The 14,555-nt window shown below is 62.4% G+C and carries 11 protein-coding genes; 10 read left to right on the forward strand and 1 reads right to left on the reverse strand.

All coding sequences use genetic code 11. The features are described from left to right. The first annotated feature begins 144 nt into the window (after positions 1-144). The 8 genes from dnaE (at position 145) to ispD (ending at position 11,485) form a co-directional block, all read left to right on the forward strand. Positions 145-3,669, forward strand: coding sequence for a DNA polymerase III subunit alpha (gene dnaE, locus ACK1VC_RS24975; protein WP_191087335.1), 3,525 nt, complete (start codon positions 145-147; stop codon positions 3,667-3,669). 107 nt (positions 3,670-3,776) lie between these two features. Then, positions 3,777-4,724, forward strand: a complete 948-nt coding sequence (accA, locus tag ACK1VC_RS24980) for an acetyl-CoA carboxylase carboxyl transferase subunit alpha (RefSeq protein WP_024717683.1) — start codon at positions 3,777-3,779, stop codon at positions 4,722-4,724. 132 nt (positions 4,725-4,856) lie between these two features. Next, positions 4,857-6,140, forward strand: a complete 1,284-nt coding sequence (gene tilS, locus ACK1VC_RS24985) for a tRNA lysidine(34) synthetase TilS (protein ID WP_096425677.1) — start codon at positions 4,857-4,859, stop codon at positions 6,138-6,140. Positions 6,141-6,410: 270 nt separating this feature from the next. Then, a complete protein-coding gene (locus ACK1VC_RS24990) occupies positions 6,411-8,039 on the forward strand; it encodes a CTP synthase (RefSeq protein WP_016485222.1) in 1,629 nt (542 codons plus the stop codon). Positions 8,040-8,042: 3 nt separating this feature from the next. Further along, entirely contained in the window at positions 8,043-8,888 is an 846-nt protein-coding gene (kdsA, locus tag ACK1VC_RS24995; protein ID WP_012270852.1) for a 3-deoxy-8-phosphooctulonate synthase, read from the forward strand. A gap of 153 nt (positions 8,889-9,041) precedes the next feature. Further along, positions 9,042-10,331, forward strand: coding sequence for a phosphopyruvate hydratase (gene eno / locus ACK1VC_RS25000; protein ID WP_016485223.1), 1,290 nt, complete (start codon positions 9,042-9,044; stop codon positions 10,329-10,331). Between the two features lie 168 nt (positions 10,332-10,499). Beyond that, positions 10,500-10,781 carry a cell division protein FtsB gene (ftsB, locus tag ACK1VC_RS25005; RefSeq protein ID WP_016485224.1) on the forward strand — a complete coding sequence of 94 codons (282 nt, stop codon included), beginning with the start codon at positions 10,500-10,502 and terminating at the stop codon, positions 10,779-10,781. Further along, on the forward strand, positions 10,778-11,485 hold the full coding sequence (gene ispD / locus ACK1VC_RS25010) for a 2-C-methyl-D-erythritol 4-phosphate cytidylyltransferase (RefSeq protein WP_191087336.1): 708 nt from the start codon (positions 10,778-10,780) through the stop codon (positions 11,483-11,485). Before ftsB ends, ispD begins: the two co-directional genes overlap by 4 nt. A gap of 34 nt (positions 11,486-11,519) precedes the next feature. On the opposite strand, the gene ACK1VC_RS25015 is transcribed toward ispD, so the two are convergent. Further along, positions 11,520-12,416 (reverse strand): LysR substrate-binding domain-containing protein, encoded by an 897-nt coding sequence (locus tag ACK1VC_RS25015; protein WP_023048356.1) that lies wholly within the window; start codon positions 12,414-12,416, stop codon positions 11,520-11,522. 107 nt (positions 12,417-12,523) lie between these two features. Here ACK1VC_RS25015 and ACK1VC_RS25020 point away from each other — a divergent pair, with 107 nt between their 5' ends. Both ACK1VC_RS25020 and fghA read left to right on the forward strand, forming a co-directional pair. Next, positions 12,524-13,636 carry an S-(hydroxymethyl)glutathione dehydrogenase/class III alcohol dehydrogenase gene (locus ACK1VC_RS25020; RefSeq protein WP_191087337.1) on the forward strand — a complete coding sequence of 371 codons (1,113 nt, stop codon included), beginning with the start codon at positions 12,524-12,526 and terminating at the stop codon, positions 13,634-13,636. An 8-nt stretch (positions 13,637-13,644) separates the two neighbouring features. Then, a complete protein-coding gene (gene fghA / locus ACK1VC_RS25025; RefSeq protein ID WP_016485228.1) occupies positions 13,645-14,499 on the forward strand; it encodes an S-formylglutathione hydrolase in 855 nt (284 codons plus the stop codon). Positions 14,500-14,555 lie beyond the last annotated feature (56 nt).

Here is a 14,555-nt window from a genome sequence, read left to right on the forward strand (position 1 = left end):
CAGGTAAATGCAGTTGCTACGCCGGTACTGGCCTCTTCGCAGCACAAGGCTGCTCCTGCAGGGAGGGTGCAAGCAGCCCCAAATCTCTTCCCCATTTGAGCTACAATCCCGCCCTTGTCGTTAAGCACTGCTACAGGATCTTCCATGTCGGTTCCCTTCGTTCACCTGCGCGTCCACTCCGAATTCTCGCTGGTCGACGGCCTGGTGCGGATCAAACCGCTGGCCAAGGCGCTGGCCGGGATGAACATGCCGGCGGTGGCGATCACCGACCAGAGCAACATGTGCTCGCTGGTGAAGTTCTACAAGACGGCCATGGGCGCGGGCATCAAGCCGATCTGTGGTGCCGACCTGTGGCTGGCCGGTGCCGACCCGGAAGCCCCGCTGTCGCGCATCTGCTTCCTGGCCATGGACCCCAAGGGTTACCGCAACCTCACCGAGTTGATCTCGCGCGGCTGGACCGAAGGCCAGCGTAACGGCCTGGTCATTCTTCAGCGGGACTGGATCGCCCCTGCCAGCGAGGGCCTGATTGCCCTTTCAGCGGGCAAGGAAGGCGATATCGGCATGGCCTTGTTGTCCGGCCGGGACGAAGAAGCCCAGGCCTTGCTGCAAGACTGGATGGGCATGTTCCCCGAGCGCTTCTACGTTGAAGTACAGCGCACCAACCGCGCTCGCGACGAGGAATACGTGCATGCGGCGGTGGCGTTGGCCGACAAGCTTGGTGCCCCGCTGGTGGCCACCAACGACGTGCGTTTCATCAAGCAAGCGGACTTCGACGCCCACGAAACCCGCGTGTGCATTGGTGAAGGCTGGACCCTTGATGACCCGCGCCGCCCGCGTGGCTACAGTGACCAGCAGTACCTGAAATCGGCCGAGGAAATGGCCGAGCTGTTCAGCGACTTGCCTGATGCCATCGCCAACACCGTCGAGATCGCCAAGCGCTGCAACATCCAGGTGCAACTGGGCAAACACTTCCTGCCCGACTTTCCTACGCCGAACGGCATGGGCATCGACGATTACCTGCGTCACGTTTCCCACGAAGGCCTGGAAGAGCGCCTGGCGGTACTGTGGCCCAAAGACACCACGCCCAATTACGAAGAGAAGCGCCAGGTGTACCTGGACCGCCTGAAATTCGAGCTGGATATCATTATCCAGATGGGCTTCCCCGGTTACTTCCTGATCGTGATGGACTTCATCAAGTGGGCCAAGAACAACGGCGTGCCGGTGGGACCTGGCCGTGGTTCGGGTGCAGGCTCGCTGGTGGCCTACGTGCTGAAGATCACCGACCTCGACCCGCTGGCCTACGACTTGCTCTTCGAGCGCTTCCTCAACCCTGAACGTGTTTCCATGCCCGACTTTGACGTCGACTTCTGCATGGACGGCCGGGACCGGGTGATCGAATATGTGGCCGATGCCTACGGGCGCAATGCGGTCAGCCAGATCATCACCTTTGGCACCATGGCCGCCAAGGCGGTGGTGCGTGACGTGGCGCGGGTGCAGGGCAAGTCCTACGGCCTGGCCGACCGCCTGTCCAAGATGATCCCGTTCGAAGTGGGCATGACCCTGGAGAAGGCCTACGAGCAGGAAGAAATTCTGCGCGACTTCCTCAAGGGTGACGAGGACGCCCGCGAAATCTGGGACATGGCGCTGAAGCTGGAAGGCGTCACCCGGGGTACCGGCAAGCACGCCGGTGGTGTGGTTATCGCGCCGACCAAGCTCACCGATTTTTCGCCGATCGCCTGTGATGAAGAGGGCGGCGGCCTAGTCACCCAGTTCGACAAGGACGACGTCGAGGCCGCCGGCCTGGTCAAGTTCGACTTCCTCGGCCTGCGTACCCTGACCATCATCAAGTGGGCGATGGAGATCATCAACCGCGAGCAGGCCAAGAAGAACCTGCCCGATCTGAACATCGACTTCATCCCGCTGGATGACCGCAAGACGTACGAGTTGCTGCAAAAAGCCGAAACAACGGCGGTGTTCCAGCTTGAATCCCGGGGCATGAAGGAGCTGATCAAGAAGCTCAAACCCGACTGCCTCGAGGACCTTATCGCACTGGTGGCGCTGTTCCGCCCGGGCCCGTTGCAGTCGGGCATGGTGGACGACTTCATCAACCGCAAGCACGGCCGTGCCGAGCTGGCCTATCCGCACCCGGATTACCAGTATGAAGGCCTGCAGCCGGTGCTGGCGCCTACCTATGGCATCATCCTGTACCAGGAACAGGTGATGCAGATCGCCCAGGTGATGGCGGGCTACACCCTCGGTGGTGCGGACATGCTGCGCCGGGCCATGGGTAAGAAAAAGCCCGAGGAAATGGCCAAGCAGCGTGGTGGTTTCATCGAAGGTTGCGCCAACAACGGCATCGATGCCGACCTGGCCGGTAACATCTTTGATCTGGTGGAAAAGTTTGCGGGGTATGGCTTCAACAAATCCCACTCCGCCGCCTATGGCCTAGTGTCCTACCAGACGGCCTGGCTGAAAACCCACTTCCCGGCGCCGTTCATGGCTGCCGTGCTGTCGGCGGATATGCATAACACCGACAAGGTGGTTGTGCTGGTAGAAGAAGTCCGCAGCATGAAGTTGCGCCTCGACGCGCCCGACGTGAACTTCTCCGACTTCAAGTTCACCGTCAACAACGACGGCCGAATCGTCTACGGTCTGGGCGCGATCAAAGGCGTCGGCGAAGGCCCGGTGGAGGCCATTGTCGAGGCCCGCGCCCAAGGCGGGCCGTTCAAGGACCTGTTCGATTTCTGTGAACGCATCGACCTCAAGCGGGTGAACAAGCGCACCCTGGATGCCCTGGTGCGCAGCGGCGCACTGGACCGCCTGGGCCCGCACTTCCATGACGAGATCAAGGCCTACCAGGCCAACATCGACATCAACCGTGCAACCTTGCTCTCGGCGCTGGGCGAAGCCATCAAGGCAGCCGAGCAGGCAGCCCATACGGCGGACAGTGGCCATGTCGACCTGTTTGGCAGCATGTTCGATGAAGCGCAAGTCGATGTCTATGCCAATCACCGCAAGGTGCGCGAGCTCACCCTCAAGGAGCGCCTGAAGGGCGAGAAGGACACCTTGGGCCTGTACCTCACCGGTCACCCGATCGACGAGTACGAGGCAGAGATCCGCCGCTTCGCCCGTCAGCGCATCATTGACCTCAAGCCGTCGCGCGAGACCCAGACTATCGCCGGCATGATCATTGCCCTGCGGGTGATGAAGAACAAGAAGGGCGACAAGATGGGCTTCGTCACCCTGGATGACCGTTCCGGCCGCATCGAGGCCTCCCTGTTCGCTGATTCCTTCATGGCGGCACAGTCTTTGCTGCAGGCCGATGCCATGGTGGTTGTCGAAGGCGAGGTCAGCAACGATGACTTTTCGGGTGGCCTGCGCCTGCGGGTGAAGCAGGTGATGACCATGGAAGATGCGCGCACCAAGCTGGCCGAGAGCCTGCGCCTGAAGGTGGCACACGAGGCGCTGAAAGGCGACCGGCTGAAGTGGCTGGGCGAGCTGATCACGCGCCATCGCGGTGCTTGCCCGATTACCCTGGAGTACACCGGCAGCGACGCCAAGGCCATGCTGCAGTTCGGTGAGCAGTGGTCGATCGACCCGGCCGACGGGCTGATTCAGGCGCTGCGTGACCAGTTCGGGCGTGAGAACGTCTTCCTGCAATATCGTTGAACCGACCAAAAATTTAATCTCGACCTGAATGCGCCTGATCCCTTAAGGTATGGCGCCAAACGGATCAACCGGCCGGCCGCCTGGCCGTAGACCCAAGACGGATGACTATGAACCCGAATTTTCTCGATTTCGAACAGCCGATTGCCGACCTGCAAGCCAAGATCGAAGGCCTGCGCCTGGTAGGCAACGACAATTCGCTGAACATCAGCGATGAAATTGCCCGTCTGCAAGACAAGAGCAACACACTGACCGAAAGCATCTTCGGCAACCTGACCAGCTGGCAGATCGCCCGCCTGGCACGTCACCCGCGTCGTCCTTACACCCTGGACTACCTGGAGCACATCTTCACCGAGTTCGAAGAGCTGCACGGTGACCGCCACTTCTCCGACGACGCCGCCATCGTAGGTGGTACCGCGCGCCTGGATGGCAAGCCGGTCATGGTCATCGGCCACCAGAAGGGCCGTGAAGTGCGCGAAAAGGTACGCCGCAACTTCGGCATGCCGCGCCCGGAGGGCTACCGCAAGGCGTGCCGCCTGATGGAAATGGCCGAGCGCTTCAAGATGCCGATCCTGACCTTCATCGACACCCCGGGTGCCTACCCGGGCATCGACGCCGAAGAGCGCAACCAGAGCGAGGCAATCGCCTGGAACCTGCGCGTGATGGCGCGCCTGAAAACCCCGATCATCGCCACCGTGATCGGTGAGGGCGGGTCTGGCGGTGCACTGGCGATCGGCGTGTGCGACCAGCTGAACATGCTGCAATACTCCACCTACTCGGTGATCTCGCCGGAAGGTTGCGCTTCGATCCTGTGGAAGACTGCCGACAAGGCGTGCGACGCAGCCGAGGCAATGGGCATCACTGCCGAGCGCCTGAAGAGCCTGAACATCGTCGACAAGGTCATCCAGGAGCCGTTGGGCGGCGCCCATCGTGACCCGGTGAAAGTGTCGGAAAGCATCCGCGCTGACCTGATACAGCAGCTGGACATGCTCGGCAAGCTGGACAACGACGCGCTGCTGGCTCGCCGTTACGAGCGCCTGATGAGCTACGGCCTCTGACATACCAAAGGGGCCGCTCTGCGGCCCATTCGCCGGCAAGCCGGGCTCCCACAACGGTCTTTGTGGGAGCCCGGCTTGCCGGCGAATGGGGTGCAAAGCCCCCCCGGCAATCTCAAGCCATGTGAGGCCCTCATGATCAACCTCACCCCCTGGCTGCAAGCCCCCACATGGTACATAGCCTTCTCCGGTGGTCTCGACTCCACCGTCCTCCTGCACCTGCTGGCCACCCACGCCCGCTACCACGCTTCCCCCCCGCTGCGCGCCATCCATATCCACCACGGCCTGCAAGCCGCGGCCGACGCCTGGCCTGCCCACTGTCAAGCCATCTGCGACAACTTTGGCATCGAACTTCAGGTCATTCACGTCCAGGTCACTCCCGGCGCCAGCCTCGAACAGGCTGCCCGCAACGCTCGCTATGCCGCTTTCGAGCAAGCCTTGGGCCCAGGCGACATGCTGTTTACCGGGCAGCACCGCGACGACCAGGCTGAAACGCTGTTGTTCCGCCTGTTGCGCGGCGCCGGCCTGCGTGGCCTGGCGGCGATGCCTGCGCAGCGGGCGCTAGGGCAGGGCAGCCTGATCAGGCCGTTGCTGGGTTGTTCACGCCAGCAACTGCATGACTATGCCCGGGTGAACGGGCTTGCATGGATTGAAGACCCTTCGAATAGCGACACACAATTTGCCCGCAACTACCTGCGTGGCGAGGTGTTCCCGCACTTGCAGCAACGTTGGCCGCAGGCCGGCCAGAACTTCGCTCGTGCCGCCGAGCACCTGGGTGAAGCGCTGGGCCTGCTGGACGAACTGGCCCAGAGCGACCTGGCGGCTGCGCAAGAAGGCGCGCCCCTTGCCTGGTCGGGACTGGAATCCCTCGACCTGGCCGCCCTGGTGACGCTGTCGCCGGCCCGTCAGCGTAATGCCGTTCAATATTGGCTGAGCCGGCGCACCCGTCTGCCCGACGCCCGGCATTGGGCTGGCTGGGGCGACCTGCGCGATGCCGCCGCCGATGCCCAGCCCGTCTGGCGGCTTGCCGATGGGGAGCTGGTGCGCAGCCAAGGTCGCATCTGGTGGCTGAGCGGCGACTGGTTGCAGCAGCCTGTCGGCGAACTAGCCTGGCTCAATTCAGCTGCTGCCCTGGTGCTGCCAGGAAACGGCAGGGTGCGTCTTGATGTCGCCGGGCCGCTGGCTGGCCTGCGCATTGCCTACCGCCAGGGCGGCGAAAGGCTGGAGGTCCCAGGGCGCGGCCAGCGCGACCTCAAGCGCCTGCTCAATGAGCAGCAGGTGCCGCATTTCCTGCGTCCGCGCCTGCCATTGCTCTATCAGGGCGGGCGCCTGCTGGCGGTGGCCAACCTGCCCGGGCTGGTGCAGGCGGATTGCCAGCTGCATTGGCAGTTGCCGACCAGCGCGCAAGGTTTGAGATGAAGGGTACATTCCGGTAGACTACCCTCCCTTCTTGATACAACTTCTGTGGCTTCCGCGAAAACACAGGGGTTGCCGATTACCAAGCAGTTTTTTGCTGGGCTGAATTCTGGAAATGACGAGCGAGCTCCATGCCGGGGATACCCCTGGTCTGTACAGACGCGACAGTTTTTCGAGATGCACTGTGATTGACGCAGGTGATCGGGGGCTTCGGCCTTCCTTCGCTTTCTCCGGCGGCGCTGGCCGCCTTAACGCAGACTTCTAGGGTTTTTCATGACGCGCTACATATTCGTCACGGGCGGTGTTGTTTCTTCATTGGGGAAAGGCATTGCCTCGGCTTCCCTGGCGGCCATCCTGGAAGCGCGGGGCCTGAAGGTCACCATGCTCAAGCTGGATCCGTACATCAACGTCGACCCGGGCACCATGAGCCCGTTCCAGCACGGGGAAGTGTTCGTCACCCAGGATGGCGCCGAGACTGACCTCGACCTGGGCCACTACGAGCGGTTCATCCGCACCACCATGACCCAGAACAACAACTTCACCACCGGTCGCATTTACGAGCACGTGCTACGTAAAGAGCGTCGTGGTGACTATCTGGGCGCGACCATCCAGGTCATTCCGCACATCACCGACGAAATCAAGCGTCGCATCATCAAGGGTGCCGGCGATGCCGACGTGGCCCTGGTGGAAATCGGCGGTACCGTGGGTGACATCGAGTCGCAGCCGTTCCTTGAGGCGATCCGCCAGCTGCGCGTCGAAGTGGGCTCCAAGCGCGCCATGCTGATGCACCTGACCCTGGTCCCGTACATCGCCACCGCTGGCGAAACCAAGACCAAGCCGACCCAGCACTCGGTCAAGGAGCTGCGCTCCATCGGCTTGCAGCCTGACGTGCTGATCTGCCGCTCCGACCACCCGGTCGATGCCTCGTCGCGTCGCAAGATTGCGCTGTTCACCAACGTTGAAGAGCGTGCGGTGATTTCGCTGGAAGATGTCGACACCATCTACAAGATCCCGGGCGTGCTGCACGCTCAGGGCCTGGACGACTTCGTCGTCGAACGTTTCGGCTTGCAGTGCAATGGTGCCGACCTGTCCGAGTGGGACAAGGTGGTCGATGCCAAGCTCAACCCGGAGCATGAAGTGACCATCGCCATGGTCGGCAAGTACATGGAGCTGCTGGATGCGTACAAGTCGCTGATCGAAGCGATGAGCCACGCCGGCATCACCAACCGCACCAAGGTAAACCTGCGCTATATCGACTCGGAAGACATCGAGAACCAGGGTACCAGCCTGCTCGAGGGCGCCGACGCCATTCTGGTGCCGGGCGGTTTCGGCCTGCGTGGCGTGGAAGGCAAGATCACCGCGGTGCAGTATGCCCGTGAGAACAAAGTACCGTACCTGGGCATCTGCCTGGGCATGCAGGTGGCCGTGATCGAGTTTGCCCGTAACGTGATGGGCTGGAAAGACGCCAACTCCACCGAATTCGACCGCAACAGCGGCCACCCGGTGGTCGGCCTGATCACCGAGTGGGCAGATGCCACCGGCGCCGTCGAAACCCGTACCGAGGCTTCCGACCTGGGCGGCACCATGCGCCTGGGCGCACAGGATTGCCAACTGGCCGCCGGCTCCAAGGTGCACGACTGCTACAACAAGGACGTGATCACCGAGCGTCACCGTCACCGCTACGAAGTGAACAACAACCTGCTGCCGCAACTGGTCGATGCTGGCCTGGTGGTTTCCGGTCGTTCCGAAGACGGTGCGCTGGTGGAAGTGGTCGAGTCCAAGGACCACCCATGGTTCGTCGCCTGCCAGTTCCACCCGGAATTCACCTCCACCCCGCGTGACGGCCACCCGCTGTTCAGTGGTTTCGTCAAGGCAGCCCTGGCTCAGAAGAACAAGGCCTGATCAATGACCCAGAAGATCATTCGCGTCGGTAACATCGAGATCGCCAACGACAAGCCGTTCGTCCTGTTCGGCGGCATGAACGTCCTGGAGTCCCGTGACCTGGCAATGAAGGTCTGCGAAGAGTACGTGCGGGTGACCGAGAAGCTCGGTATCCCGTACGTGTTCAAGGCGAGTTTCGACAAGGCCAACCGTTCGTCGGTAACGTCCTACCGTGGTCCGGGCATGGAAGAAGGGCTGAAGATCTTCGAAGAGATCAAGCGCACCTTCAACGTGCCGGTGATCACCGATGTGCACGAGCCTTACCAGGCCGAGCCTGTTGCCAAGGTATGCGACATCATCCAGCTGCCGGCCTTCCTGTCGCGGCAGACCGACCTGGTGGTTGCCATGGCCAAGACCGGCGCGGTGATCAACATCAAGAAAGCCCAGTTCCTCGCCCCCCAGGAAATGAAACATATCCTGGCCAAGTGCGAAGAGGCCGGTAACGACCAGTTGATCCTCTGCGAGCGCGGTTCTAGCTTCGGCTACAACAACCTGGTGGTGGACATGCTCGGCTTCGGCATCATGAAGCAGTTCGAGTATCCGGTATTCTTTGACGTGACCCACGCCCTGCAGATGCCGGGTGGCCGTAGCGATTCCGCCGGCGGCCGTCGCGCCCAGGTCACCGACCTGGCCAAGGCAGGCATGAGCCAGGGGCTGGCCGGCCTGTTCCTTGAAGCCCATCCCGACCCGGACAACGCCAAGTGCGATGGCCCATGCGCCCTGCGCCTGGACAAACTGGAGCCATTCCTGGCCCAGCTCAAGCAACTGGATGACCTGGTAAAAAGTTTTCCGACGGTAGAAACCGCGTAAAGCTCATTTCTCGGGTAAAGTAGCGCCCGATCCACCCCTGACCAATCGGTCAGGGGCTCCCTTCACCCGGCCTGCCCACTGCAAACCCGCCTGGTGAACGGCAAGAATTTCTTAAGCTAGGTTGTTTTCGTCAATTCTGGAGTGCTTACAACAATGGCAAAAATCGTCGACATCAAAGGTCGTGAAGTTCTCGATTCGCGTGGCAACCCCACCGTGGAAGCCGATGTACTGCTCGACAACGGCATCATCGGCAGCGCTTGCGCGCCGTCCGGTGCTTCCACCGGCTCGCGCGAAGCGCTGGAGCTGCGTGATGGCGACAAGAGCCGTTACCTGGGCAAGGGCGTGCTTAAGGCCGTCGGCAACATCAACGGCCCGATCCGTGAGCTGCTGCTGGGCAAGGACCCTTCCGACCAGAAGGCCCTGGACCGCGCCATGATCGAACTGGACGGTACCGAGAACAAGGCCAAGCTGGGCGCCAACGCCATCCTGGCTGTTTCCCTGGCTGCCGCCAAGGCCGCTGCCCAGGACCAGGACCTGCCGCTGTACGCGCATATCGCCAACCTGAACGGCACCCCAGGCCAGTACTCGATGCCGGTTCCGATGATGAACATCATCAACGGTGGCGAGCACGCCGACAACAACGTCGATATCCAGGAGTTCATGGTTCAGCCGGTTGGCGCCAAGACCTTCTCCGACGGCCTGCGCATGGGTACCGAAATCTTCCACCACCTCAAAGCCGTGCTGAAGGCCCGTGGCCTGAACACCGCCGTAGGTGATGAAGGTGGCTTCGCCCCTAACCTGGCATCCAACGAAGACGCCCTGGGCGCTATCGCTGAAGCCGTTGAAAAGGCCGGCTACAAGCTGGGCACCGATGTGACCCTGGCCCTGGACTGCGCGGCTTCCGAATTCTACGAAGACGGCAAGTACAACCTGTCTGGTGAAGGCAAGTCGTTCGATGCCGAAGGCTTCGCCGAGTACCTGAAAGGCCTGACCGAGCGCTTCCCGATCATCTCGATCGAAGACGGCCTGGACGAGTCCGACTGGGCTGGCTGGAAGATCCTCACTGACAAGATCGGCGAGAAGGTACAGCTGGTTGGCGACGACCTGTTCGTGACCAACACCAAGATCCTCAAAGAAGGCATCGAGAAGGGCATCGGTAACTCGATCCTGATCAAGTTCAACCAGATCGGCTCGCTGACCGAAACCCTGGAAGCCATCCAGATGGCCAAGGCTGCGGGCTACACCGCGGTGATCTCGCACCGTTCCGGTGAAACCGAAGATTCGACCATTGCCGACCTGGCCGTGGGTACCGCTGCCGGTCAGATCAAGACCGGTTCGCTGTGCCGTTCCGATCGCGTTTCCAAGTACAACCAACTGCTGCGCATCGAAGAGCAACTGGGTGCCAAAGCGGTTTACCGTGGTCGTGCCGAGTTTCGCGGCTAAGCAAGAGATGGTAAAAAGACAGCAGCCGGAGCTGTAGGAACGTTCTTACTGAACTTTACTGCGTTCCAACGGGTTTCTGTCTACGAAGCCTGGCCTCGGCCAGGCTTCGTGCTATTTGAGACCCCGAAATGCATAGTGTGCGGCGGTCTTTTTAACCTGGATACCTAGATGCGCAGTCCTTATTGGTTGTTCCTCGTCCTGCTCCTGCTGCTGGGTGGCCTGCAGTACCGCCTGTGGGTGGGTAGTGGCAGCCTGGCGCAAGTGACCGAGCTGAAGCAGCAGATTGCCGAGCAGCATGCCGAGAACGAGCGCCTGCTCGAGCGTAACCGTGTGCTCGATGCCGAAGTGCTGGAGCTGAAAAAAGGCATGGAGACCGTTGAAGAGCGGGCTCGCCACGAATTGGGAATGGTCAAAGAGGGCGAAACCCTCTTCCAGTTGCCACAGAAATGATCGATACGTTGCCGGCCTTCTGGGCCGTGATTCCTGCTGCGGGCGTAGGTGCCCGCATGGCTGCCGACCGCCCCAAGCAATACCTGGAGCTGGCCGGGCGGACCCTGCTCGAGCACAGCCTCGACTGTTTTCTTGGCCACCCGGCGCTCAACGGCGTGGTGGTCAGCCTTGCTGAAGATGACCCGTACTGGCCGGCCCTGCGTTGTGCCAGCGACTCGCGCATCCAGCGCGCGGCGGGCGGGCGTGAGCGCGCCGACTCGGTGCTCAACGCTTTGCTGTTACTGCATGCCCAGGGGGCCTCGGACAGCGACTGGGTGCTGGTGCACGATGCCGCGCGGCCAAACCTTGCGCGCAGCGACCTGGACAAGTTGTTGTCGGAGCTGGCGGACGACCCGGTGGGTGGCCTGCTGGCGGTGCCGGCGCGTGACACCCTCAAGCGTGCCGACAGCAATGGCCGGGTGAGCGCTACCGTGGACCGCAGTACCATCTGGCAGGCGTATACCCCGCAGATGTTCCGCCTGGGGGCGTTGCACCGGGCGCTGGCCGAGTGCCTGGTGTCGGATGTGGTGGTGACCGATGAGGCTTCTGCCATCGAATGGTCCGGCCAGGCGCCGCGGCTGGTGGAAGGGCGCAGTGACAATATCAAGGTGACCCGGCCCGAAGACCTGGAATGGTTGCGCCAACGCTGGGCGGGTAGGCGCTGAAATCGCCGGGTCCGCTCTGCGGCCCCCTTTGCCATCAGATCCCGCGATATTCCGGCAACCCCGCCAACCCTTCCTTCAGGTAATCCACCAGTCGCCGCACCTTCGGTGACAGGTGCCGCTGCTGCGGATACAGCGCCCACACTGCCGTATTTGGCGGCTGGTGCGCCTCAAGCAAGGACACCAGCGCACCGCTGTTCAGGTGCTCCAGCACGTAGTAATCCGGCAACTGACACAACCCTATCCCTTGCAGCGCCGCATCCAGCACCGCCTGGCCACTGTTGCAGCGCCAGTTGCCCTGTATTCGCTGGCTGATCTCGCGGCCGTCCTGCTGCAGCGCCCACAAGTCCGAACTGCCCACCAGGCAATTGTGCCGCGCCAGTTCCGACAGGCTGTGCGGCCGGCCGTAACGCTCCAGGTAGGCCGGCGAGGCGCACAGGTACATGCGTCGCGGCGCCAGGCGAGTGGCCACTAGCCGAGAGTCGGCAAGGCGGCCCAGGCGAATGGCCAGGTCCATGCCTTCATGCAGCAGGTCGAGTGTGTGGTTGCTCAGTTCCACATCCACCCGCAACTGGGGGTACAGCGCCATGAACCGTGTCACCAGCGGCACGATGAAGCGCTCGCCGTAGGCTACCGCGCAGGTCATGCGCAGCAAGCCCTTGGGTTCGCTGGCCAGGTCGCCCATGGCGCGCAGGGCTTCTTCGCGGCCATCCTGCAAACGCTGGCAATGCTGCAGAAAGGTCTGCCCGGCCTCGCTCAGGGTTACCCGGCGCGTGCTGCGATACAGCAGGCGGGTCTGCAGGCGCTCTTCCAGACGGGCGATTTGCCGGCTGATGTGCGACGACGAAACCCCCAGGCGTTCGGCGGCTGCAGTGAACTGGCCCGATTCTGCCACCGCGACAAATTCGTCGATGCCTTCCCAGCGGCTGCTCATGGATTGTCCCTGTGTGGCAATAATGTTTTGTCTTTGGCCGGATTATTCATCAAAAGGCGGTGAATTACACTGTGAGACTGAATCGCCCCTCTATTTGGAGACCTTTGATGATCAAGTCCCGTGCTGCTGTAGCCTTCGAAGCCAAAAAACCCTTGGAAATCGTCGAAGTCGACGTGGCCATGCCCAAGGCCGGGGAAGTGCTGCTGCGTGTGGTCGCCAGTGGTGTCTGCCACACTGATGCCTACACCCTGTCGGGCGCTGACCCGGAAGGCATCTTCCCGTCGATCCTCGGCCACGAAGGCGGCGCGATCGTCGAAGCGGTAGGCGAGGGCGTGACCTCGGTGGCCGTCGGCGACCACGTGATCCCCCTGTACACCCCGGAATGCGGCCAGTGCAAGTTCTGCCTGTCGGGCAAGACCAACCTGTGCCAGGCCATCCGTGCTACCCAGGGCAAGGGCCTGATGCCGGACGGCACCACGCGCTTCTCGTACAAGGGCCAGCAGCTGTTCCACTACATGGGCACCTCGACCTTCTCCGAGTACACCGTGCTGCCGGAAATCTCCGTGGCCAAGATCCAGAAAGAAGCCCCACTGGAAAAAGTCTGCCTGCTGGGCTGTGGCGTCACCACCGGTATCGGCGCGGTGCTCAACACCGCCAAGGTCAAGCCGGGTGACACCGTGGCCATCTTCGGCCTGGGCGGCATCGGCCTGTCGGCGGTGATCGGTGCGGTCAAGGCCAAGGCCGCGCGCATCATCGCCATCGACATCAACCCGGCCAAGTTCGAGATTGCCCGCCAACTGGGTGCCACCGACTGTATCAACCCGAAAGACTACGACCGCCCGATCCAGGAAGTGATTGTCGACCTCACCGACGGTGGCGTGGACTTCTCCTTCGAGTGCATCGGCAACGTGCAACTGATGCGCGCTGCTCTGGAATGCTGCCACAAGGGCTGGGGCGAGTCGGTCATCATCGGTGTAGCCGGTGCCGGCCAGGAAATTGCCACCCGTCCGTTCCAGCTGGTCACCGGGCGCGTCTGGCGTGGTTCGGCGTTCGGCGGCGTGCGTGGCCGCAGCGAGCTGCCGAGCTACGTGGAAATGTCCGAAAAGGGCGAGATTCCGCTGGATACCTTCATCACCCATACCATGGGCCTGGAAGACATCAACAAAGCCTTCGACCTGATGCATGAAGGCAAGAGCATCCGCAGCGTGATCCACTTCTGAGGTGTGCCATGAGCCTGGATAACATCTCCTGCCAGAAGAGCTTTGGCGGCTGGCACAAGCGTTACCGGCATCACTCCAAGGTGCTGGGTTGCGACATGGTGTTCGCCGTGTACTTGCCGCCGCAGGCCGAGCAGGGCGAGAAGCTGCCGGTGCTGTACTGGCTTAGCGGCCTCACCTGCACCGACGAGAACTTCATGCAGAAGGCCGGCGCCCAGCGCATGGCAGCTGAGCTTGGGCTGATCATCGTGGCCCCCGACACCAGCCCGCGTGGCGAACAGGTGCCGGGCGACCCGGATGGCGCCTGGGACTTCGGCCTGGGGGCCGGCTTCTACCTCAACGCCACCCAGCAACCCTGGGCCCAGCATTACCGCATGCATGACTATGTGGTGGAGGAGTTGCCGGCGCTGATCGAGGCGCACTTCCCGGCTTCGGGCGAGCGCAGCATCAGCGGCCACTCAATGGGTGGGCATGGCGCGCTGGTGTGCGCCTTGCGCAACCCGGGGCGCTACCGCTCGGTGTCGGCGTTCTCGCCCATCAGCAACCCGATGGATTGCCCCTGGGGCGAGAAGGCTTTCAGCCGCTACCTGGGTGAAGACCGAGCGCGCTGGCGCGAGTGGGATGCCAGCATCCTGCTGGCTGAAACACCGGCCGGCGAATGCCCGCCCTTGCTGGTTGACCAGGGCGACCGTGACGACTTCCTCGAGAAGCAGCTCAAGCCTGAAGCGCTGGAGCAGGCCGCGCGAAAAGGGGGCCATGAAATGACCCTGCGTTTGCAGCCGGGCTATGACCACAGCTACTACTTCATTGCCAGCTTCATCGAAGATCACCTGCGCCATCATGCGATAGCACTGGGGCGGGTGTAAGGCGTAGCTGGGGTGTTTGCCCCATCGCCGGGGAGCCCCCGCCCCCCGGGGCGGGG

Source organism: Pseudomonas sp. XP2, from assembly GCF_053557975.1.